At 65.1% G+C, this 19,968-nt stretch carries 19 protein-coding genes; 8 read left to right on the forward strand and 11 right to left on the reverse strand.

The features are described from left to right. Positions 1 to 175: 175 nt before the first annotated feature. From H4V95_RS01960 to H4V95_RS01975, 4 genes are all read left to right on the forward strand, one after another. Entirely contained in the window at positions 176 to 2,596 is a 2,421-nt protein-coding gene (locus H4V95_RS01960) for an HAD-IC family P-type ATPase (protein WP_196867678.1), read from the forward strand. Positions 2,597 to 2,752: 156 nt separating this feature from the next. After that, positions 2,753 to 3,211 (forward strand): universal stress protein, encoded by a 459-nt coding sequence (locus tag H4V95_RS01965; protein WP_209728480.1) that lies wholly within the window; start codon positions 2,753 to 2,755, stop codon positions 3,209 to 3,211. Beyond that, positions 3,208 to 4,257: an NAD(P)-dependent alcohol dehydrogenase gene (locus tag H4V95_RS01970; protein ID WP_196867635.1), complete on the forward strand. Its 1,050-nt coding sequence runs from the start codon at positions 3,208 to 3,210 to the stop codon at positions 4,255 to 4,257. The genes H4V95_RS01965 and H4V95_RS01970 overlap by 4 nt, the downstream gene beginning before the upstream one ends. Continuing rightward, positions 4,254 to 5,111, forward strand: coding sequence for a universal stress protein (locus H4V95_RS01975; protein WP_209728482.1), 858 nt, complete (start codon positions 4,254 to 4,256; stop codon positions 5,109 to 5,111). The genes H4V95_RS01970 and H4V95_RS01975 overlap by 4 nt, the downstream gene beginning before the upstream one ends. On the opposite strand, the gene H4V95_RS01980 is transcribed toward H4V95_RS01975, so the two are convergent. Next, positions 5,112 to 5,561 carry a pyridoxamine 5'-phosphate oxidase family protein gene (locus tag H4V95_RS01980; RefSeq protein ID WP_196867637.1) on the reverse strand — a complete coding sequence of 150 codons (450 nt, stop codon included), beginning with the start codon at positions 5,559 to 5,561 and terminating at the stop codon, positions 5,112 to 5,114. A gap of 135 nt (positions 5,562 to 5,696) precedes the next feature. On the opposite strand from H4V95_RS01980, the gene H4V95_RS01985 reads away from it, so the two are divergent. After that, positions 5,697 to 7,367 (forward strand): GAF domain-containing sensor histidine kinase, encoded by a 1,671-nt coding sequence (locus tag H4V95_RS01985; RefSeq protein ID WP_196867638.1) that lies wholly within the window; start codon positions 5,697 to 5,699, stop codon positions 7,365 to 7,367. A 125-nt stretch (positions 7,368 to 7,492) separates the two neighbouring features. On the opposite strand, the gene H4V95_RS01990 is transcribed toward H4V95_RS01985, so the two are convergent. After that, on the reverse strand, positions 7,493 to 8,167 hold the full coding sequence (locus tag H4V95_RS01990; RefSeq protein WP_395939784.1) for a response regulator: 675 nt from the start codon (positions 8,165 to 8,167) through the stop codon (positions 7,493 to 7,495). Positions 8,168 to 8,353: 186 nt separating this feature from the next. Between H4V95_RS01990 and H4V95_RS01995 the strand changes: the two genes are divergently transcribed. Next, complete coding sequence (locus H4V95_RS01995) at positions 8,354 to 9,454, forward strand: SDR family oxidoreductase (protein WP_196867639.1); 1,101 nt, start codon at positions 8,354 to 8,356, stop codon at positions 9,452 to 9,454. 2 nt (positions 9,455 to 9,456) lie between these two features. On the opposite strand, the gene H4V95_RS02000 is transcribed toward H4V95_RS01995, so the two are convergent. From H4V95_RS02000 to H4V95_RS02040, 9 genes are all read right to left on the reverse strand, one after another. After that, positions 9,457 to 10,503, reverse strand: coding sequence for an LLM class flavin-dependent oxidoreductase (locus H4V95_RS02000; protein ID WP_196867640.1), 1,047 nt, complete (start codon positions 10,501 to 10,503; stop codon positions 9,457 to 9,459). 45 nt (positions 10,504 to 10,548) lie between these two features. Further along, positions 10,549 to 12,441: an amylosucrase gene (locus tag H4V95_RS02005; RefSeq protein WP_209731242.1), complete on the reverse strand. Its 1,893-nt coding sequence runs from the start codon at positions 12,439 to 12,441 to the stop codon at positions 10,549 to 10,551. Between the two features lie 107 nt (positions 12,442 to 12,548). After that, complete coding sequence (locus H4V95_RS02010; protein ID WP_209728484.1) at positions 12,549 to 12,680, reverse strand: putative transporter small subunit; 132 nt, start codon at positions 12,678 to 12,680, stop codon at positions 12,549 to 12,551. Between the two features lie 9 nt (positions 12,681 to 12,689). Further along, positions 12,690 to 14,393, reverse strand: a complete 1,704-nt coding sequence (locus tag H4V95_RS02015) for a sodium:solute symporter family protein (protein ID WP_209728486.1) — start codon at positions 14,391 to 14,393, stop codon at positions 12,690 to 12,692. Between the two features lie 343 nt (positions 14,394 to 14,736). Then, positions 14,737 to 15,207 carry a GNAT family N-acetyltransferase gene (locus H4V95_RS02020; protein ID WP_209728488.1) on the reverse strand — a complete coding sequence of 157 codons (471 nt, stop codon included), beginning with the start codon at positions 15,205 to 15,207 and terminating at the stop codon, positions 14,737 to 14,739. A gap of 33 nt (positions 15,208 to 15,240) precedes the next feature. Then, entirely contained in the window at positions 15,241 to 15,906 is a 666-nt protein-coding gene (locus H4V95_RS02025) for an SDR family NAD(P)-dependent oxidoreductase (RefSeq protein WP_209728490.1), read from the reverse strand. Next, on the reverse strand, positions 15,903 to 17,204 hold the full coding sequence (locus H4V95_RS02030) for an LssY C-terminal domain-containing protein (protein WP_312883915.1): 1,302 nt from the start codon (positions 17,202 to 17,204) through the stop codon (positions 15,903 to 15,905). Before H4V95_RS02030 ends, H4V95_RS02025 begins: the two co-directional genes overlap by 4 nt. Before the next feature lie 135 nt (positions 17,205 to 17,339). Further along, positions 17,340 to 17,600 carry a hypothetical protein gene (locus tag H4V95_RS02035; protein WP_196867645.1) on the reverse strand — a complete coding sequence of 87 codons (261 nt, stop codon included), beginning with the start codon at positions 17,598 to 17,600 and terminating at the stop codon, positions 17,340 to 17,342. Between the two features lie 118 nt (positions 17,601 to 17,718). Beyond that, positions 17,719 to 18,180 (reverse strand): Fur family transcriptional regulator, encoded by a 462-nt coding sequence (locus H4V95_RS02040; RefSeq protein WP_196867646.1) that lies wholly within the window; start codon positions 18,178 to 18,180, stop codon positions 17,719 to 17,721. Positions 18,181 to 18,240: 60 nt separating this feature from the next. Between H4V95_RS02040 and H4V95_RS02045 the strand changes: the two genes are divergently transcribed. Continuing rightward, positions 18,241 to 18,813, forward strand: coding sequence for an MOSC domain-containing protein (locus H4V95_RS02045; RefSeq protein WP_196867647.1), 573 nt, complete (start codon positions 18,241 to 18,243; stop codon positions 18,811 to 18,813). A 97-nt stretch (positions 18,814 to 18,910) separates the two neighbouring features. After that, a complete protein-coding gene (locus tag H4V95_RS02050; RefSeq protein ID WP_196867648.1) occupies positions 18,911 to 19,957 on the forward strand; it encodes an NAD(P)-dependent alcohol dehydrogenase in 1,047 nt (348 codons plus the stop codon). The last annotated feature ends 11 nt before the right edge of the window (positions 19,958 to 19,968 follow it).

A 19,968-nucleotide genomic window follows, 5' to 3' on the forward strand; every position in this document is an offset into this window, starting at 1 on the left:
CCCCATCTAATTGACTGTTTGATCATTCTATCATTCAAGAGGGGTCGAAGGACTCTTTTCTGCGGAAGCTGCGGGTACCACACTGGATGAAGCTGCTGCGATCCTGCCGTGCTGACGAGAGGTGCACATCATGGAAGCAGGGGAGATGACAGGTCTACGCTCCGGGGGCGCTGCGATGGCCAGCAATCACACAGAAGATACCCCGCGTACGGGTCTCTCCTCAGCCGAGGTCACCGTCCGGGTGGAGGCGGGCCTCACCAATAACGTGCCCGATCAGTCAAGCCGCAGTCTCTGGGACATCTTCCAGGCCAACGTGCTGACGCTTTTCAACGCCATTGTTGCGGGCAGCTTCCTGCTGTTGCTCTTTCTTGGCCAGTGGCGGGACGCGCTCTTCGGATTCGCCGCCGTCGGCAACGCCCTGATCGGCGTCGTGCAGGAATATAAGGCCAAGCGTTCGCTGGATCGCCTGGCCGTCCTCAACGCCCCGCGGGCCCGGGTGCTCCGGGACCGCCTGGTGCAGGAAATCGACGTCGCGGACGTCGTCAAGGATGACATTCTGGTGCTTCGCGCCGGGGACCAGGTGCCCGCCGACGCGGTGATCCTCGAGACCAGGGGGCTTGAGATTGACGAGTCGTTGCTCACGGGAGAGTCCGAACCGGTCGACAAGTCCATCGACGACGAGGTGCTGTCCGGCTCCAGTGTGGTGAGCGGCCAGGGGTGGGCGGTGGTCAACCGGGTGGGCGCCGACTCCTTCTCCAGCCGCCTCACCGCCGAGGCGAAACGCTTCTCGCTGGTCCACTCGGAGATCCGGCAGGGCCTCAACCGGGTCCTGCGCTGGATCACCGCGGCGCTGCTGCCCGTGATGGTCATTGTTATCAACGGTCAGATGCAAAGCCAGGGCGGATGGGAGCAGGCGATCACCACCGGGGGGTGGCGGACAGGAGCCGTGGGCGCCGTCGCCAGCGTCATCGCGATGATTCCACTGGGTTTGGTGCTCATGACGAGCGTCGCGTTCGCGGTGGGGGCAGTGCGCCTGACCCGCCAGCAGGTGCTCATCCAGGAGTTGGCAGCGGTCGAGGGTCTGGCCCGGGTGGATGTTCTCTGCCTCGACAAGACGGGCACACTGACCGAGGGCATCATCGTGTTCGATGCCGTGCACGACGCCGGCACTCTTCCGCAGCAGGGGTGGAAGCCGGTGCTCGGCTGGTTCGGGGCGGACCCGAACGCCAACGCGACGGCCCGCTGTCTGACGTCGGCCTTCGAGGAGGCCGCCGCGCTGCACCCGACCGGAGTCGTCCCGTTCTCCTCCGCCCGGAAATGGAGTGCGGTCAGTTTTCCCAGCGGATCACCCCAGGCGGGGACCTGGCTCCTGGGAGCGCCGGAGATGGTGCTCGACCCTGACACCCCCGGTGCGGGGGCTGCGTTGCAGGCCGCGGCGGGGCTCGCCGGGGCCGGTTTCCGCACTTTGGTTTTGGCCTACTCACCGGCCCCGCCGGTGGTCCACGGCGATGATGACGCGGCACTGCCGCCTGAGCCGGTGCCGGTGGTTCTGTTGACCTTTCGGGAGCAGGTCCGGGCGGACGCCGCGCAGACCCTCGCCTACTTCGCAGATGAGGGCGTCGCACTGAGGATCATTTCCGGTGATGACCCCCGCACGGTTGCTGCGGTCGCCAGAGAAGTTGGGGTGGCCACCGGCGCAGGCTATGACGCCCGGGAGCTTCCGGACGATCCCGAGGAGATGGCCGACGTGATGGATCGCCACACCGTGTTCGGCAGGGTCACGCCCGTCCAGAAAAGGTCAATGGTCAGGGCGCTGCAGCGACGCGGCCACGTGGTCGCGATGACGGGTGACGGGGTCAACGACGCGCTGGCCCTGAAGGAGGCCGATATCGGCATCGCCATGGACTCGGCTGCAGCAGCTACCAAGGCCGTCTCGCGGCTCGTACTCCTGGACGGCCGGTTTGACCGGCTACCCGGGGTGGTCGCGGAGGGACGTCGTGTGATCGCGAACATTGAGCGGGTGTCGATGTTGTTCCTGGCCAAAACCGCCTACGCGGTGATGCTCTCGATCACGTTTGGCCTGCTGCTGTGGGACTTCCCCTTCCTGCCCCGTCAGCTGTCGGCAACGGACGGCATCACCATCGGTATTCCGGCGTTTTTCCTGGCTCTGATGCCGAACACCCGGCGCTACCACAGCGGGTTCCTGCGCCGTTCGCTGTCTTTCGCCGTGCCCGCGGGGGCAATTATTTCGCTTGCGGTTCTGGCTATCACCACCTATTCGGTGGTGACAGGCACAGGCACCCCCGCCGAGGTGCGGACCTCCTCGGCTCTGGTGCTGGCGTTGATTGCGCTGTGGGTGTTGGTTGTCCTCTCCCGCCCGCTGAACCGCTGGCGGGTGCTGATCATCGTCTCGATGTACACGGCGCTGGGCTGTGTGCTCACCGTGCCTTTCCTCAGTGACTTCTTCGACTTCACGGTGCCCGGGCAGTCGCACCTGAGGGCGTCCGGCGTCGTCGTCCTCGTCGGCGTGACAGCCATCGAAATCCTGTTCCGGTACCACCGCCGGCGGCTGCACAGTGAAGGGTCGAAGCCATGATGAGCCAACAACATCGAACCTGGTACGGGCGTTGAAGGACATTGCGTCACCTGCTCATGCTGAGGAAGGGCCCTAAGACCCTAACGCCCGGGGGAACTGCGGGTGACACTGGGAGGAGCTGCTGCAACCATGCCGCGCTGACCCGGGAGGCACACCATGGACGCATCCACCTCGCCCCGCATCGTCGTCGGAGTTGACGGTTCCGAACAATCGATCGCCGCGCTGCGCTTCGCGGAGAAGCTCGCGCAACCCTTCGGGGCCGTGATCCAGGCGGTCAGCACCTGGGAATATCCGGCGCAGTATGCCGGCTATGTCCCCATGGGGAGCGACAACTTCGAGGAAATTACCGGGAAGCATCTCGATTCAGCCGTGCAATCCGCGTATGGGGAGAACCCGCCGGAGGGGCTGGAGAAGCATGTCATTTTCTCCCACCCGTCCAAAGGGCTGATCAAGGCGGCGGAGGGTGCAGTGATGCTGGTCCTGGGTCGCCGTGGTCACGGTACCTTCAGGGGATTGCTCATGGGCTCAGTCAGCGGCGCCTGCGTGGCGCATGCCAAGTGCCCGGTCCTGGTGGTGGAAGGATCCACCGCAGAGCTGCCCGAGGACGCCGCGTGAGGGCTCTGCAGTACCGCACGGTCGGCGCTGCGCCGGAGCTGGTGGAGATCGCGACGCCCGTGCCCGGTCCAGGAGAGGTATTGCTGCGGGTCACGGCGGCCGGGGTGTGCCACTCGGACCAGTTCATCATGGACCTGCCCGAAGAGCAGTACATCTACGGACTCCCACTGACCCTGGGGCATGAGGGTGCCGGTACCGTCGAATCCTGGGGCGAGGGCGTCACCGGTCTGGAGGTCGGGGACGCAATGCTGGTCTACGGTCCGTGGGGCTGCGGCCGCTGTTATACCTGCGCCCAGGGGAAGGAAAACTATTGCGAAGTGGCGGCAGCACGGGGCATCCAGCCCCCGGGACTCGGCGCGCCGGGAGCAATGGCTGAGTTTCTCATCGTCGATGATCCCCGCCACCTGGTGCCGCTCGGCGACCTTGACCCCGTCGCCAGTGTGTCACTCACTGATGCTGGCCTGACGCCGTATCACGCCATCAAACAGAGCCTGCCGAAACTGGTTCCCGGTTCGACGGCGGTCGTCATCGGCGTGGGTGGGCTCGGGCATGTGGGGGTCCAGATTCTCCGGGCCATCAGTTCAACGACGATCATCGCCATCGACACAGCAGAACAGAAACTGGCGTTGGCGCTCGACGTCGGCGCTGATCACGCGTTGCTGCCGGGCGAGGAGGCCGAGACGCAAATCCGTGCCCTGACCGGCGGCAAAGGGGCCACAGTGGTCTTCGACTTCGTCGGCGCCCCCGTCACCACCGGTTTCGCCTCCCGGGTCGTCGCTGTGGGCGGGGACGTTGCCGTGGTGGGTGTGGGAGTCGGGACGGTCGACGTCGGATTCTTCTCGACCCCCTGGGATGCCGAGGCCCGGGCACCCTACTGGGGATCCCGGTCCGAACTGATCGAGGTAGTGGAGCTGGCGCGCGCGGGCAGGATTCACGTCGAGTTTGAAAGGTTTCCCCTCTCCGAGGCTCCCTCGGCGTATGAACGCCTCCGGGCCGGAACCCTGCGTGGCCGCGCGGTCATCGTTCCCGAGGGAAGCACGGAATGACCGATTCACGGCCCTCATCCCCGGTCCGTGAGCGTCCAATCGTTGTCGCCTTCAGGGACCAGGCCACGGGTCCGGCGATCCTGCGTTGGGCGGTGGCGCGTGGCACGCTCACCGGGCACCATGTGACGGTTCTCCACGCCATCCCCGATCCATCGCTGATCCCTCCAGTGGCGGCTGGCGGGACCCCCTATGGGAGCCTGATTGCCGCGGCTCGGCAGACGCTGGATGAGGAGTCGAGGAAGGTGTGCGCCGACTATCCGGCGGCGCACGTCACCGCGAACGTGCATTCCGGTGACATTGTCGACGCCCTCGTGAGTCTCTCCGCTGACGCCTCCCTCATTGTGGTGGGGGCCGATCGGATGGATCAACGGAACGGCGAGTATCTGGGGTCAGTGGGGCAGCAGGTGGTGCTCGGAAGCATCGCGCCGGTGGTTGTCATCCCCCGGGACGGTCCGGCCGTGCTGCCGGAGGCGGGAGCGGTGGTGGTAGGTGTGGACGGTTCCGAGGAGTCCCTAGCGGCGCTCCGAGCGGCTGCCGTCGAAGCATCGAGCACGGATCGCGGGCTGGTGGTCGTCACAGCCGTCGAAGGTTCCGCCCCCGACCCGTTCGAGGATGGTAAAACCCAGGAGGTGTTCGCTGGGGTGCAGGCTGCCCACCCGGGCCTGGTGCTGTCGCAGGTGGTTGACCGTGAGCGGGCGCCGACAGAAGCGCTATCGTTTCACGCGGCCGGTGCGTACCTGCTGGTAATCGGCAGGCACGGACGTGGGGCACGGCCCGGCATTCTTCTGGGCTCGGTGACGCATACGCTCCTGTTGACTCCGCAGTGCCCCACCCTGGTGGTCACCCGCCGGTAGTCACTCGTCGCTGGCTACCGGTTCCCCGTGCTGGAGTGGAGCGGGGGTAACGGTGAAGCTCCGCCCGGTGATGGAAGCCGGAACGATCCGCATGAAACGGTCTTTGCGCCCGGGTTCCCACGCGTGCAGGGGGAGGTGGATGGTCGCGATCAGTTCGGCGGTCAGCTGGATCGTTGACGCATGTCCCTTGATCACTACGCTCCACGCCCGGGCCCCGTCCGCCATCAAGCCGTCAGCTTCGAACGCAATGGGCGCACCCTCGGCCGCGCGCTGCTTAGCTCCCTCGGCTGTTCGGAAAACCAGAGTGCCGTGGTCCACCTGGGTGTTGATCGGGAAGATCTCCGGCTGACCGTCAACGCACAGCGCGAGCCGGCCATAGGGGGAACCCCTGAGTAACTCCCAGCAGCTGTGGGCGGGCAAAACGGTGGTGGGTGTATCCTCGGAGTCCATAGCCCGACGGTATGATTCTTCGGCCCGTTCCGCTAGGGCCGGAAGACCTTATCCGCTGGGTCAGCTTAGGCAGGCGCCTTCACATCCAGCATGCTGACGGATTGAAGGTTCAGGGTTTAACCAGTGGAGCCGCAAATGAGTCCCGCACGAAACGCTCAGGTCGCCGATCCCGATGATTCGCTTCCCCCCACCGGTCCCCCCGCCGGTGGTATCGACCACCTGCTTGCCGGATTCGCTGCAATCGCCGAGAACCAAGGGTTGCAGACCGTCCTGGAGCGGGTGGTAGCCGCCGCGTGCCGGCTGGTGGATGCAAAGTTTGCGGCGTTGGGCGTGATCGGCCCCGACGGTGCGCTGAGTCATTTCATTACCGTGGGCCTGGATGAGGGCCAGATCAGCAGGATCGGTCCCCTGCCGGTAGGACACGGGGTACTCGGTCTCCTGATTACCGAGCCGAAGCCCCTGCGGCTCGAAGACCTCCGCCAACATCCAGCAGCATTCGGTTTCCCGCCGGGCCACCCTCAGATGACATCTTTCCTCGGCGTGCCGATCAGGGTCCGCGACACTGTCTTCGGCAACCTGTATCTGACGGAGAAGAACGGCGGCGGGGACTTCAGCCAATCCGATGAGGATCTCTCGGTGGCGCTCGCAGCTGCCGCGGGTGTCGCCATCGAGAATATGCGCCTGTTCGAAGCGGAAACCCGGCGGTCCAGCTGGCTCGAAAGTGGGCAGGATGCCGTGCGGACGGTCCTGAACACGTCCCCGGAGCGGAGCCTGAGCGATGTGGAACTCGTCGCCGAGCACGCGAAGGCGGCCTCGGGGTCCTCACTGGTGCTGATCCTCACCCGGATGGAGCCCAACGAATCCCTTTATTGCGAGGTTGCGCTCGGACTGCACAGCGACAGTCTCCGCGGGAGGCTGCTCGGTGACGGCTCGGCCCTGTGCAAGGTGATGCCTCCCTTCGGGGACACTGCGGTGCTGAACGGAGAGCTACTCCACAATGTGCTGCCCGCCACCGAAGCCACCGCATTCGATGCCGCGATGTCCACCAGAATCAGCGACCGGGGAACCCACGCCCGTTTCCTGGTGATTGTTCGAACCCGGGAAGATCCACCCTTTTCACCGGTGGACCAGCGGATGGTCGCGGCCTTCGCGTCCCAGATCTCAACTGCCCTTGAACTGACCCAGATGCAGATCCAGCGGGAACAGGACGCGGTCTTCGGGGACCGCGACCGGATCGCCAGGGACCTGCATGACCTGGTCATCCAGCGGATGTTTGCCGCTGGCCTGAGCATCCAGAGTCTCCGAAAGCATGTGGTGGGGGAGGAACCTCTCGCCCGGATCGCCTCAGTCACCACTGAGCTCGACGCCACCATTGGCGAACTGCGGGACACCATCTACTCCCTGCAATCCGTCACCCACAGCTCGGATGCGCTGAGCTCGCGGATCCTCGCACTGGTCCGCCGGGTGCTCGATGGGTCCGAGGTTGAACCGGTCATCCACTTTTCAGGACCCCTGGATACGGCCGTTCGGGAGGCGACAGCCACGCAGGTGGAGGCGATCCTCCGTGAATCCCTCTCCAACGCCCTGCAGCACTCCCAGGCGACCACGATCACGGTCGAACTGACCGCGGGCGAGCAGTCAGTCAACCTACGGATCTCCGACAACGGGCAAGGTTTTGAGCAGAACGGGAGGCGCAGTGGCCTGAGAAACATGCAGCACCGGGCTGAGGCACTGGGCGGAGCGGTAACCATCGAATCCTCGCTGGGTCACGGCACCACCATTGACGTGACACTCCCCCTGGGCTGAGAATCCTGGTGCCGACGACCCGTTGGGCTGAGAATCCGGTGAGCAACCCGGACCACCGGGGTCAACCTGGACTTTCGGGTCGGACATGTTGGCCACCGTGGTCCAGGTTGCTCACCGAACCAGCGTTAAGGGTGTGGAGCCGAGGTCTGTGGACGGGAAATGTAGACGGCCGCCTGGGTGCGGCGCAGGAACCCCAGCTTCGCCAAAACGGACGAGACGTAGTTCTTGATGGTCTTCTCGGCGAGGAACAGTTCGGCGCCGATTTCCCGGTTGGTCATGCCAGCGCCGATCAGCGCCAGCACCTTCTTCTCCTGGACGGTGAGCCCGGCGAGGCGCGGATCCTCTGGCTGCACCGCCGAGAAACCGGCGATCACCCGGGCCTTGACCTCCTCGTCGAAGAGCATTTCCCCCCGTGAAGCGCGGCGCACCTTGTCGAGCAGGTCCGAGCCAAGGATCTCCTTGAGGATGTACCCGGCAGCACCAGCGAGGATCGCGCCGCGGACGGCGTCGTCGTCGTCGTAACTGGTCAGAATGACGCACTGCAGCGTCGGGTCCACGGAGCGGACATCCCGGCACACCTCGATGCCGTTCCCGTCGGTCAGACGTGCATCAAGGATGGTCACATCGGGTGCCAGCGCCGGAATGCGGCGGACGGCCTCCACCGCTGAATCAGTCTCCCCGATGACCGAGAACCCCTCGCTTTCCAGCAGGTCCCGCAGCCCGCGGCGGACCAGCTCGTGGTCATCCAGCAGGAAGACTGTCACCGGGCTGGTTGAACTGGGCGCGTCGTGTGTCATCATCGTCTTTCATCATCCTTCAGTTGTTCAATCATCGACGGCGACACTCCCTAGTGGCAGTGCCATAAGACCCGGTCATGGGTTTCGGGAGCGGAATTATTCGGCGTGGAACCGGCTTGGCGTAGGTAGGACACCGGCATTCCGCCAGGATGCCAGTGTCACCCCAGGTTCAACGCAAGGAGACTACCCATGAGCAATAGTGAACAATCATCCCCATCCGCCGGGCCAGCAAACGGCACCGCACTGGTCGTCGGCTCCTCAGGCATTGCAGGGTCCGCCCTGGTAGAGAAGCTCACCGGGGAGGGATGGCAGGTACTCGCCATGTCCCGCAGCGCTGGCTCGCCCAGGGCCAACGTGCAATACGTCCCTGCTGACCTCTCCTCACCCCAGTCGCTCAGCGACGCGCTGGCGGAGGTTGCACCCACCCACGTGTTCTTTACCGCGTGGGCGCGCCAGGACACCGAGGAGGCGAACATCCGGGTGAACGCCGCGATGCTGCGGAACCTGCTGGAGGCGCTCGCCGACAAGCCGGTGGCCCACGTCGCCCTCATGACCGGGCTGAAGCACTACCTCGGCCCGTTCGAAGCCTACGGAGAAGGGGAGATGCCGGACACACCCTTCCACGAGGAGGAGCCCCGCCTGCCGGTCAACAACTTCTACTACGCCCAGGAAGATGAACTGTGGGCCGCTGCGGCACATCAGGGCTTCACCTGGTCGGTGCACCGGGCGCACACCGTGATCGGCCACGCTGTCGGCAATGCGATGAACATGGGCCTGACCCTCGCCGCCTACGCGGCCCTCTGCAAGGAGGCCGGCCGGCCGTTCATCTTCCCCGGATCCGCTACCCAGTGGAACTCCCTGACCGACATGACCGACGCCGGGCTCCTCGCCGACCACATGGTCTGGGCCGCAACCACCCCCACCGGTGCCAATGAAGCGTTCAACGTGGTCAACGGCGACGTGTTCAGGTGGCGCTGGATGTGGCAGCAGCTGGCCGCGTACTTCGGGGTGGAAGCCGAAGGATTCAAGGACGGGCCGCGCACGCTGGAAGTCCAGATGGCCGGAGCGGAGCCACAGTGGGAGCAGCTTGTTGCAGCGCATGGCCTCGCCGAACCCCGCCTGGACCGGGTGGCGTCCTGGTGGCACACCGACGGCGATCTGGGTCGCAACCTTGAGGTCGTCGCGGACATGAGTAAGAGCCGGGTCGCCGGATTCACCGGCTACCGCCGGACGCTCGATGCGTTCACCGACCTCTTCGAGCGCTACCGCGCCGAGAAGCTCATTCCCTAGAGTTACCGGCTGGCGGCGTCCTCGAGGTGTGGGGAGCGCCGCCACCCGATGGCTGGGGCAACGTGAGCGGCAACGTTCTCCAGCAGCCGGGCGTTGTAGTCGACGCCCAGCTGGTTGGGGACGGTGAGCATCAGGGTGTCCGCCGACTGAACGGCGGCGTCGTTGGCTAGTTGCTCGGCGATGACGTCCGGCTCACCGATGTAGCTTTTCCCGAAGCGGGACAGGGCGCCGTCGAGCACTCCGACCTGGTCACGGGTTTCCCGTAGCGCGCTCAGTGCGAAGTACTGGCGGTCCTCGTCGCTGACGAGGGGGATGACGCTCCGGCTGACCGACACCCGTGGCTCGAAGCCATGCCCCTGCCCGGCCCAGGTGTCACGGAACATCTGGATTTGCTCGGTCTGCAACTCGTCGAAGGGGACTCCGGTGTCCTCGGTCAGCAGGGTGGAGCTCATCAGGTTCATGCCCTGCTCGGCTGCCCAGACAGCTGTCTTCCGGGTTCCGGCACCCCACCAGATCCGCTCGCTCAGCCCGGGGGACTGCGGCTGGATCGGCAGTAGCCCCGCCCCCATCCGGGGGTTGGCCTCGGCGATACCTGCGCCGCTGATCCCATACCTGAACACCTCGGTGTGGCGGCGGGCCAGGTCGGCGTACTCCTCGCCGTTGGCCGGTACGTAGCCGAAAGTCGCGGCTCCATTGAGCGCCGGCTCGGGTGATCCCCGGCTGATGCCCAGTTGCAACCTGCCGCGGCTGATCAGGTCCGCAGCCGCAGCTTCCTCGGCCATGTAAAGCGGGTTCTCATATCGCATGTCGATGACGCCGGTGCCGATCTCGATTCGGCTGGTGCGGGCAGCGACGGCGGCGAGAAGCGGGAAGGGCGAGGCGTGCTGGCGGGCGAAATGGTGGACCCGGAAGGACGCACCGTCGATTCCGATCTCCTCAGCTGCAACGGCCAACTCGATCGCCTGGAGCAGCGCCTCGCCGCCGGTACGGGTCCGGAATCCCTCCACCGAGGACCAGTTACCAAAGGACAGAAAACCGATTCGCTTCATACCCGGTGCAAACCATTGCGGGCGGGGCGGCATTCCCTAGCGGGGCTACACCCGGAGCCACAGGTAGTTGCGGGGTTCGAGCGTGATCCCACCGTCCATCCGCAGCGTCCCCCTGGTCAGCAGATTGACGACGTCGGGCGCGAATCCGCTCAGCGTCAGCGCGCCCACCGTTTGTGGCTGGTCGCTGAAGTTCGCCAGCACCAGGATCGATGAGTCCGCGCCGGGCCGCTGGTAGCCCAGCACGCTGCGGTTGCCAGTGGCGAAGTCGACCAACCGGGTGCCGGCGAACTCAGCGGTGGCAGCACGGACCTCGATCATGCGGCGCAAACCGGCGAACACCGCGCCCTCGCCGGTACTGGAGTCGTGACGGCGGGCGTAGCGGTCTTCCGGGAAGCGGGGGCGGTGCACCCAGCGGCTGTCGGCGGCGTGGCCGTCCTCGAACATGTACTCGTCGTCGTTGACCTGGGCCACCTCATCACCGAGGTACAGCAGGGGAATGCCCCCGGTGCTGAAGACAATCGAGTGGGCCAGCAGGATGCGCTCGACGGCGGCCGCCTCGTCGTGGTCCACCCCGCACAGCGACGCCGTCGTCCCGGATATCCTGCAGTCCCCGGTGCGGGGGTTGTCCTGAAACGGCACCCCACGGGCGAAGCTGCCGGGGAACCGGTTGACGTAGAAGGAGTTCAGGAACTTGCGGTGATCGAAACCGTTGATGCCCAGCTCAGCGGCGTCCTCGTCGGCGAAGGTCCAGCCGATGTCGTCATGGCTGCGCACGTAGTTCACCCAGGCGGTGTTCTCCGGGATGGCATGCCGCCGTTCCAGCGCCTGACTGAGAAGTGACGCGTCGCGGGTGGCGAGGGCCTCCCAGATCAGCGCCATCTGCAGCGGATTGTAGGAGAGCTGGCATTCCGCGGGGTCGATGTAGCGTGCCACTTCGTCCGGGTGCACGATGGCCTCGGACTTGAACAGCAGCGACGGCGCGGCCAGCCGGCAGAGGGCGTTGAAGGCCCGCAGGAGCGTGTGCGCTTCCGGGAGGTTCTCGCTGGTGGTGCCCAGTTGCTTCCAGATGAAGGCAACGGCGTCCATCCGCAGGATGTCGATGCCCTGGTTGGCGAGGAACAGCATCTCCCGGGCCATTGCCCTGAAGACCGCCGGGTTGGAGTAGTTCAGGTCCCACTGGAAGCTGTGGAACGTCGCCCACACCCACCGGCCGTCGGGAGTGGGGACGAAGGATCCGGGATGGTCGTCCGGGAAGATTTCCCGGACATGCTGCTCGAAGGCATCCGGCATGGTGCGGTCCGGGAAGATCCAGTAGTAGTCGCTGTACTCGGGGTCCCCGGCGGCCGCCTTGCGCGCCCACTCGTGCTCGTTGGACGTGTGGTTGAAGATGAAGTCCACTACCAGGGAGATGCCGTTCGCGCGCAGTTCAGCGGCGAGTACGCGGAGCTGTTCCATCGAGCCGAGCGCCGGGTTCACCTCGCGGTAGCTGGAGACGGCGTACCCGCCGTCGGAGTGCGGCTCCGGTGCGAGGAACAGCGGCATCAGGTGCAGGTAGGTGAGCCCCAGCTCCTTGAAGTAGGGGATTTTCGCGCGGACGCCGTCGAGGTTCTCCGCGTACCGGTCGACGTAGCAGACACCGCCGAGCATCGAGTTGGAAAGGAACCATCCGGGGTTCGTTTCCTTGGCAGCGTCGATAGCTTTCAGATCCGTGGGACGCTCCCGCCACGAATCAGCGCCTTCGAGGACCAGCTGGGTGAGCTGGTCCAGCCAGTCGTTCTGCCATCCGTAGAGCGATTGGAACAACCGGCACAGCTCGGGGAAGTGTTCGTCGAACCGGCGCAGGAACGTGGCGCCGTCGTCGTCCGCCATCCACGTTGGCTGGGCGGCAAGTGCCGCGAGCACATGCTGCCGCGCATCCTGGGCGACGATCTCGTCCATTGAGGAGGGTCCTTCCTTGAGGGGGATCAGCACCATCCTTTCATCTTCGGGACAGAGTCCGCCGTCGCACTGTCCATGGTGGAGCGACGGCGGACCCGGTTACGCCACTAGATGATGCTGCGCCCGGCCTTCCGGGACTCGGCCCAGTCCTTCAGGAAGCCGCGGCACACGGTCCAGAGGACCCCCGCGACGATGATCGGCCAGATGAGCACATAGACGGTGAGAAGGATGGTTTCCATGGTGATCTCCTACTGTCGGGCGGACAGCGTGACGCCGTCCAGGTCGTCGTCCGGGTGGGCGGTGGCGTCGTCGGCCACGGGGTCGTAGTCGCCAATGCGCTGTTTGATCAGCGCGAAGTCGAAGTTCTGCTTGCTCCTGACGGACATCAGGTAGCAGACGATGGTGCTCACCGCGTAGGCCACCAGGGACCCGGTGAGGACCGTGTAGTCGTGCAGGAAGCCGATGACGAACGGGGCCGAGGCGACCGCCGCGAGGGCGCCGACAATCTTCGCCGGTTTCAGCCCGAAGAAACCGAACACCATCAGGCCGAGCACAATGCCGATCCCGGCGGCCGAGAGAATGTCGAAGAAGATGCCAGTGACCCCGTCCATCGAGAACCAGGAGAAGCGGACCGGGATGAAAACGGCGAGCGCGACGATCACCGACGTCGTAAACGCCCTATTGGTCACCTTGTCCCAGTAGAAGCTGGCAATGACCGGGAAGACCAGGGCACCCCACAGTGCACCCACGAAGACCAGCAGATCCAGGATGTCCATCTGTTGGCTGGCGAAGACCAGTGCCGCAGCGGTGGCGACGATCATGGTGATCCGTCCGACCAGCAGCATGGTCTTGGGGTTGGCCTTCTTGGCGATGTTCTTCCCGTAGACGTCGGCCATCATGATGGAGGACAGCGCCGACAGGTCCGAATCGGCGGTGGACGAGAGCGCGCCGAGGATCATGACGAAGAACAGGCACAGCAGGACGGGACCGAGGTAGGTCGAGGCCATCTGCGGGATCAAGTTGTTGACGTCGCCGGCAACCGGGCTGACGCCCAGGTACAGGGCCATGACGCCGACCATGCCAATACCGATCACGGTGGCGCCGTAGCCGACCGTCGCGGTGACGAAAGTCTTCTTGATCAGGTCCTCACGGACGGCGAACAGCCGCTGCGCGATGGTCTGGTTGCCGATGGCGTACGCCAGCACGGCGGCGATGTAGGGTGCGCCCTGGTTCAGGAAGGCATCGCTGGAGAAGAAGTTGGACTGTTGCGGGGTCAGGTTGCTTGCGCCCTGATCAAACATGGCCGGACCCCCGGCGGCAAAGAACACCACCGGAATGATGACGGCGACGGCGCCGAGCATGGCGACCACCTGGGCGAAGTCGGTCAGGACGGAGGCCCTGAAACCCGACCACAGGGTGTACATCAGGACGCCGACGGCGACGGCGAGGACTCCCTGCCCGAAACTGAACGGGGAGAGCAGCGCCACCAGGGCGCCACCGGCGATGAAGTTGGAGGTCAGGCTGATGACGCTTCCGACGATGTTGGACCCGGCGAGCATCAACTGACTGGACCGGCCGTGGCGGGCGTGCATCACCTCGGCCAGGGTGTGGGCTTTCGGTGCAACCGCGCGGATGCGCTTGCCGAAGGGGTAGATGAAGAGAATCATCAGGGCACCCCAGAGGCCGTAGTGGATGGGGCCCGAGATGCCGTAGGTGTACCCGGCGGTGGCGGACGCGTACATGGACGACGCCCAAATCCAGGTGGCGGTCATGCTTGCCGCAGAGATTCCGAAGCCCACCTTGTTGCCGGCCGTCATGTAGCCGTCGGCGTTCTCCTTCTTCTTTCCGATGTAGGCGGACACCAGCAGGGTGCCACCATAAACCAGGACCACGAGCAGAATCACTATCCAGCCACTCAGTTGATACAAATCAGCATCGTTAGGCACTGTCATCCCTTCGTCACGACGAGTAACGCTTGAAACTCGACACCGTCATCACGCTGGCCTCCTGTGGGCCGTCCCCTCCGCAAGCGTTTTCAGGCGCGGAGACCGAGCCCAGATTCGGGCGCAAACGCGTCAATCCCGTAGACAATTACCTGAGGCAATCAAACAGAGCGCATAGCTCGGTCCCTCGGCGGCGCGCGGCCTACCGATCTGTTGGGTGTTTTCCACCCGTACGGGGGCAGGTGATGCTCTGCAATCTTCGCCGCTGATCAATCCCAGTCAATGGGGAAACGGTTACTCGCGGGCAGGCTTCCTGCAACGCAGTCAGGCTAGCATGCTTCGTCGGCGGACCCTAGGGGAAGGCGGGCAGGGCGCGGTGCATGAAAACGCTGTTCGGGTCCGGTCGGTAGTCCGCATACGGTGGGCATTCGGTGAAGCCGTGGCGCTGATACAGCCGGCGGGCAGGAGCGAAATACTCCTGGGTTCCGGTCTCCAGATAGATTCCATCGAGTCGGGCCTGGCGGGCGGCGTCGACAAGGTGGGTGAGCAGAAATGAGGCGACGCCGCGGCCTCGTGCGGCGGTGGCAGTGCGCATGGACTTGATCTCGCCGGCGTTGGGCGGAAACGTCTGGAGGGCGGCGCAGCCCAGCAGGGCTGGTCCGTCCCGGGCGGTCCAGAACCTGATGTCCGGACCGGAGAGCGCTGTGTGGTCGAGTGCGTGAACACTGTCGGCGGGCGAGGTGGCCAACATATCGGTGAGGTGCTCATCCAGAAGCCGCGCGACGTCGTCGCGCGCTGGGGTATCGAGCTCAATCCGGATCATGGATCCCTCCTCGCCCGCCGAAGCGGAAGGTGCCTAGTCTTCGCTGACCTGGTGACGGAAGCGGTCACGCTTGGTGTGCAGGTCCCACAGGATGTCCGCGAGGACGGCGGGATCCTTCTCCGGGTCGCCGGCTTCGATGCGCCCGCCGATGATCAGCTGCGACACCTGGATGCCCTCCTCGCCGAGTACCTCATTGAGGAGCTGGGCGTAGGCTGCCTGGCCGGCGAAGGCGACCGAGGTTCCGGTGACCCCGCGGCCCGGTTTGACCGCCGAACCGCCGTTGACGAAGAGAATGGTGCCCCGGTTCTCGCCGAGGAAGCGCATGCCGGGCACCACCTGGTGGACGGCGGCAACCGGGCCATAGATGGAGAACTCGATAGGTCCCACCAGGTCTGCCGGAGTGGTCTCCAACACCGGGCGCATGAAGTCCTTCTGCGGCAGCGGGCTGTACTGGAGGACCTCGATGGGGCCGAGGGTTTCGGTCACCTGCTCAAGCGCCTTGGCAATAGAGTCCGGATCACGCACGTCGGCGACGAATCCGTTCGCGTGCACCCCGTCCTTGGCGAGATCGTCAGCCAGGGCGTCGAGGCGACCCTGGTTCCGTGAGATGAGGCCCACCGAGTAGCCTTCAGCGCCAAACTTGCGCGCGACGGCGGCTCCGAGACCTGCTCCTGCTCCGATAATTGCAATAGTTGTCATACTTCGTGCAAGTGATCAGTGGACTGAGGTATTCCCTCGGTCGTAGTCCGGAGGCGCCGATTCCTGCGACGGCTCCTGCTGCGCCGATGCGCAAAGGTACGGGAACGCTGGCTGGTCAGGGCAATGATCAGGAGAATGTCCAGGCCCAACCCGATCAGGTTGGTGCTGAGGGTGATCCCCGGTCCGCCGTTGACGACGTCGGCCGCCGCAGCGATGATTGCTGCCACGCTCAGCAGCATGGCCGCGATCCGCACCCGGTTGCTTCCGCGCAGCAACAGCCACGCCAGAAGAACCTCAACCAGCGCGAAGGCACCGACGACGCCGGCGACCACCGAAACGTATTCGTCGACCTCCTGCCCCGCCACGACTGTCAGGTCTCCGGTCCAAAGCGAGACCGCAAGCATGAGTGCCGTCAGTCCACGCAGAAACACCAGGGAGGCGCCGAAGGTGGTGGGCGCAGGGCGACGGTCCCGACTGTCGGCGGGGGCCAGGGCCGCGGGTGGGGAGCCCACGTCGACGGGACGCAGGTCGATGACCGGCAAGTGTCCATCGGTCTGGATGTTGTCACCGCCCCCGTTGCGGGAGTGGTATCCCGTGGAAAAGTTCCGCAGGATCCGCACCGTCGCGCCCGGCTCGGAGGAGGTGAGGGAGTCGATGACGTAATCGCGTTCCTCATCGATGTCGGTTTCGATCTTGTGCGTGATTTGGAGGGTGAAGAGGGAGAAGAGGGAGAACCCCACCGATTTGTCGTAGGTGCCGGCCGCCAGCCAGTCCACGTCGGTGCCGCCCGGGAGGACCCACTCAGGAGGGCAGCGCCAGAACCGGATGTGGTGCCGTTTCCCAGGGCTGCCATTCACCTCCTGCTGGTAGGCGAAATCCTGCTGCCGCCCAAAGACGAACAGGGGGCTGACCGGCGCTTCGTCGTAGCTCCGGCGGGTGACTGTGGAAACGATGATGCGCCGGGTGCTGGTGGCGTCGATCTCATCGGCGCGGGTCCAACCGGCTCTGAGCATTGCGGTGTGCACGGCGGCATCGGAACCGAGCAGGGTCACATTGATGGGATCGCCCAGCAGTCCATCGCTGGTGCGTCCCCTGCCGATGAAGTAGTCGGGCAGGTAGATCCGGCTCAGGATCCGGTGCAGCCGGGGGAGCACCAGATAGGCGAGCACCGCCCAGAAGATGATGCTGAACCACCAGTGGTTCAACTGGAAGCTCTCCTGAAACAGGAGCGCAGCCAACCAGATAGCGGTCAGGCCGCTGAAGACGAACAGTGCTGTGTCGAGGGGGCTGCCTTTCACGGGCTCATCGTCCGCCACAGCGCTCGCCCGGGAGGGGGAACCGGTCATGGCTCAAGAAGAGCATCAATCAGGGTTTATTTGAAGGGCCTTCAGGCCCTGGTTCCACCCCTCCGATTGGGCTTCCGGGAGGTTCTCCTAGCCTCGGTCGGTGTATCGGCCTTCTGTGCGCCCGGTGGGCTGGCTGGCGGACGTAACGTAGGTGCCACGGGAAACTAGCGCAGCGCGTGAGCCGGTGGTGACATACGTTCCTTCGGCTGCTGAGCCGGGGCGCCGGGTGGTGACGTAGCGTCCGCCCAGCAGGGGCAGGGGCGCAGATGAGGTGCCGGGGGTGACCGGTCCGTCGACGGTGCGGCGGGTGATTGCGTGTGCGGGGGCGGTGCGGTTCAGAACTGACATGATGAATCTCCTTTTTGGGCGCGGCAAAGTGGCCGGGCTGTTCAGCGTTGAAAGGGTAGGTGGGCATAACCAATCGCGGCGTGCCGCGTCGGCGATTCCCTGGGGAAAGTGCTGTGGTCTAGCCGGTTTTCGGCTGCCCGTTGGTCTGGCAGGAACGGCATAGACCATTGAAGGTGACTTCAGCCGAATAGATGGTGAAGCCCGAGTCGTCCGACGGGGTGAGGCAGGGTGCCTCCCCGATGACGCAGTCGACGTCCTGGATCATCCCGCAACCAACACACGAAAGGTGGTGGTGATTGTCGCCCACCCTGCACTCGAACAGGGCCGGTGAGTTGGGTGGATCGAAGCGCCGCACCAATCCGGCGCCGGTGAACGACGCCAGAATTCCGTAGATTGCCTGGGCGGAGGTTCCGCTCAGGGTTTTTCGTACCTCGGCAAACACCTGTTCCGCGCTTGAATGCGGTGCGTGTTGGAGGACCTCCAGCACGGCGACGCGAGGGGCCGTCACCTTCAGGCCCGAGGCCCTGATGGAGCTCTTGAGCTCCTCGGGGTGAGTCTGTGGTTCAGTGCCGGTGGCCATGTCATAACCGTACCAGTTGTTTTGAGTAGTTCAAAACAACGGTCGGGATAGCCTTGGATAATGAGTGAAACCTACCGGTACGACGTCGAGGTGCTGCACCTGCTCGTCTCCCCAACACACGCCTACTTCGGCCGTGCCCGCGACGGCGCCGCCGATGTGCCCACGGTCGACGCCGAACGGGCCGAGGTGGTTGCCGGCAAGGGGATTGTGGGGGACCGGTTCTTTGGGAAGGCCGCGCACATGGACGCCGCCGTGACACTGATGGCCGTGGAGGCGCTCGAGGGCATTGCCTCGCTCCTGGGCGCCGCATCGTTTGATCCCCTGCTGACCCGGCGAAACGTCATCGTGAGGGGCGCCCAGCTGCACCCACTGCTCGGTCACGAGTTCGAACTGCACTCACAGGGCGATGCGGTGCGGCTGCTGGCCGGTCGGCCAGCCCATCCCTGCGTCTGGATGGACCGGATGCTCGCCCCCGGAGCCCACGCGGCGATGCGGGGGCGCGGTGGCGTGCGCTGCCAACCGGTCTCCGACGGGGTGCTGCACCGCGGTCCGGCCGTGCTGATCAGCCCGGTCCCGCTCCAGGCGGCGCTCGCCGGGGAGGCCACGCTCCGCCGCCCCTCCCGGCTGCCCTGACCCTCGGTCTCTTAGGTAGCGGGGAATACGCTGCCGCCCGCTGACGTTGCTGAAAAGGAACCAAAACTTTCCAGCAACCAATCTGCAGGAGTCATCTATGCCTACGACCGTCAACGCTTACGCTGCGCCTTCGGCCTCCGAAGACCTTATTGCCACCACCATCGAGCGCCGCGACGTCGGCCCCGATGACGTGATGATCGACATCAAGTTCGCCGGAATCTGCCATTCCGACATCCACACCGTCCGCGGCGACTGGGGACCACAGTCCTACCCGCTGGCGCCCGGCCACGAAATTGCCGGCATCGTCACCGAAGTTGGGTCCAACGTGACCAAGCACTCGGTCGGCGACCGCGTGGGCGTCGGCTGCATGGTCAACTCCTGCGGCGAGTGCAAGAACTGCGAGGCTGGCGAAGAGCAGTATTGCCTCAAGGGCAACACCGGCACCTATGGCGCCGAGGACCGCGACGGGTCCATCACCCAGGGTGGCTACTCCACCCACGTTGTCGTCACCGAGGACTTTGTCGTCCGGATCCCCGAGGGCATCGAGCTCGACGTCGCCGCGCCGCTGCTCTGCGCGGGCATCACCACGTTCTCGCCACTGAAGCACTGGGGCGCCGGACCCGGCAAGAAGGTCGCCGTCGTCGGGCTGGGCGGACTCGGCCACATGGCCGTGAAGCTGGCTGCCGCGATGGGCGCCGAGGTCACCGTCCTGTCGCAGTCGCTGAAGAAGCAGGAAGATGGAATGCGTCTGGGCGCCAAGCACTACTACGCGACCAGCGATGAGAACACCTTCTCCGACCTCGCCGGCTCGTTCGACCTGATTATCAACACCGTCAGCGCCACCATCCCGATCAGCGACTACCTGGGTCTGCTCTCCCTGGACGGTGCCCTAGTCAACGTTGGCGCACCGGCCGAGCCGCTGCCCGTCAACGCCTTCGCGCTGATCGGTGGACGCCGTTCCTTCGCCGGCTCCATGATCGGTGGCATCCGCGAAACCCAGGAAATGCTGGACTTCTGCGCGGAGCACCACCTGGGCTCCGAGATCGAGGTCATCTCCGCCGACAAGATCAACGAGGCTTACGAGCGCGTCCTCGCCTCGGACGTCCGCTACCGCTTCGTCATCGACACAGCAACACTGAACTAAGCTTCAGCGTT

It is taken from the genome of Arthrobacter sp. CAN_C5 (assembly GCF_017875735.1).
GTDB lineage: Bacteria > Actinomycetota > Actinomycetes > Actinomycetales > Micrococcaceae > Arthrobacter_D.